The sequence below is a fragment of the Mesorhizobium sp. M2A.F.Ca.ET.037.01.1.1 genome (assembly GCF_003998075.1).
In the GTDB taxonomy this organism is placed as follows: Bacteria; Pseudomonadota; Alphaproteobacteria; order Rhizobiales; family Rhizobiaceae; genus Mesorhizobium.
In genome coordinates, this window is record NZ_RZSA01001025.1 from 1 (window position 1) to 2231 (window position 2231).

3 protein-coding genes are annotated in these 2231 nt (G+C 64.1%); all 3 read left to right on the forward strand.

What is annotated here, in order from left to right; genetic code table 11:
• Nucleotides 1-696 (forward strand): acyl-CoA thioesterase II (locus EOA27_RS32870; RefSeq protein ID WP_145970697.1); only part of this gene is annotated, 696 nt, incomplete at its 5' end.
• Between the two features lie 249 nt (nucleotides 697-945).
• Entirely contained in the window at nucleotides 946-1284 is a 339-nt protein-coding gene (locus EOA27_RS32875) for a P-II family nitrogen regulator (protein WP_027169082.1), read from the forward strand.
• 49 nt (nucleotides 1285-1333) lie between these two features.
• A partial coding sequence (locus tag EOA27_RS32880; protein ID WP_189562215.1) for an ammonium transporter occupies nucleotides 1334-2231 on the forward strand: 898 nt, incomplete at its 3' end.

The window sequence follows — 2231 nt, forward strand, 5'->3', positions numbered from 1 at the left end:
GTGCATTCGCTGCACGGCTATTTCATGCGGCCCGGCGACACCAAGCTGCCGATCGTCTACGACGTCGACCGCATCCGCGACGGCGGCTCCTTCACCACGCGCCGGGTCGTGGCGATCCAGCATGGCCAGGCGATCTTCTCGCTGGAGGCTTCGTTCCAGCAGGACGAGATTGGCCTTGAGCACCAGATGCCGATGCCGCGCGACGTGCCGGCGCCCGACACGCTGCTGTCCCAGCGCGAGCTGCTCGGCAAATTCGGCGAAGCGGTGCCGGAAGGCATCAGGCGCTACTGGGATCGCGACCGGCCTATCGAGATGAAGCCGGTGATGCTGAAGCACTATACGAGCCGCGAGAAGCTGGAGCCGCAGCAGAACATCTGGATCCGCACCACCGGCCCGGTGCCCGAAAACCGTGCGATACAGGCGGCCGTGCTCGCCTACCTCTCCGACATGACGCTGCTCGACACCTCGACCTTCGCGCATGGCCGCGCCATCTTCGACCGCGACATCCAGGCGGCCAGCCTCGACCATGCCATGTGGTTCCACCGCAGCCACTCGCTCGACGACTGGATCCTCTACAACCAGGACAGCCCGTCGACGCAAGGGTCGCGCGGCTTCACCCGCGGTTCGCTGTTCGCGCGGGACGGAACGCTCATCGCTTCGGTCGCCCAGGAAGGCCTGATCCGACTCAAGCGCTGAGCCGGCTTCTGATCGATGCCTGCCAAGCAGGCATTTTTGAAATCTTGCCTATTTTTTGATCACGACACCCGATGCGGCCGCGCACAAATGATGTGCGCAGGCCGCTCTGCCCCTTTGTTTACAACAGGTTAACGCCATGCTTCGGCAATTGGCACGGAGCTTGAATCCTGTCGGGCACTCTCCGGCTCTCCTCGGGATCGGTGTAGGTGTGCAAACGCGGGGGACCGCAACAGCAAAGGGTGAAACCTTATGAAAATCGTGATGGCAATCATCAAGCCGTTCAAGCTCGACGAGGTGCGCGAAGCGCTCACCGCCGTCGGCATCCAGGGCCTGACCGTCACCGAAGTTAAAGGCTACGGGCGTCAGAAGGGGCACACGGAAATCTATCGCGGCGCGGAGTACGCGGTCAGCTTCCTGCCCAAGATCAAGATCGAGGTCGCGGTCGGCGCCGACATGGTCGACAAGGCCGTCGAAGCCATCACTTCGGCCGCCAAGACCGGCCAGATCGGCGACGGCAAGATCTTCGTCTTCGGCATCGACCAGGCGGTGCGCATCCGTACCGGCGAAACAGACACCGACGCGCTCTGAGCGGCGACCATCCATTCCAACGGAGAGTTAAATGAATATTCCTTCCACCTTGAAGACGACGGGACGCGCGGCCGCTTCGCTCGCTCTCGTAGCGCTGAGCACCGCCGCCGCCTTCGCGCAGGAGGCCGCTCCGGCGGCGCCTGCGGCGCCCGCCGCTCCGACCCCGGTTCTCGACACCGGCAATACCGCCTGGATGCTGACCTCGACGGCGCTGGTGCTGATGATGACCATTCCGGGCCTGGCGCTGTTCTACGGCGGCATGGTGCGCAAGAAGAACGTGCTCGCCACCATCATGCAGAGCTTCGCCATCACCTGCCTGGTGACGGTGCTGTGGTTCATGTTCGGCTATTCGCTCGCCTTCACCACCAACGAATCCGCCAGCTTGAACAGCTATGTCGGCGGCTTCTCGCGGTTCTTCCACCACGGCATCACCGTCTCGACGCTCTGGCTGCCGGGCGTGGCGAATATTCCCGAATTCGTCTTCTCGATGTTCCAGTTGACCTTCGCCATCATCACGCCGGCGCTGATCGCCGGCGCCTTCGCCGAGCGCATGAAATTCTCGGCGCTGCTGATCTTCATGGGCCTGTGGCTGGTGTTCGTCTACGCGCCGATCGCGCATTGGGTGTGGGGCGGCGGCTTCCTCGGCTCGGCCGGTGTGCTCGACTTCGCCGGCGGCACGGTCGTCCACATCAACGCTGGTGTCGCGGGCCTGGTCTGCGCGCTGGTGCTGGGCAAGCGCGAAGGCTACGGCACCACCAACATGGCGCCGCATAACCTGGTCTACTCGGTCATCGGCGCCTCGCTGCTGTGGGTCGGGTGGTTCGGCTTCAACGCCGGTTCGGAACTGGCGGCCGATGGCCTTGCCGGCGCCGCGATGATGAACACGCAGGTTGCCACCGCCGCTGCGGCGCTCGCCTGGATGTTCGCCGAATGGATCGTCGCCAAGA

Bases quoted from the DNA above. Each gene is read 5' to 3' on its own strand.
- EOA27_RS32875 (WP_027169082.1), top strand. From the start codon at position 946: ATGAAAATCGTGATGGCAATCATCAAGCCGTTCAAGCTCGACGAGGTG.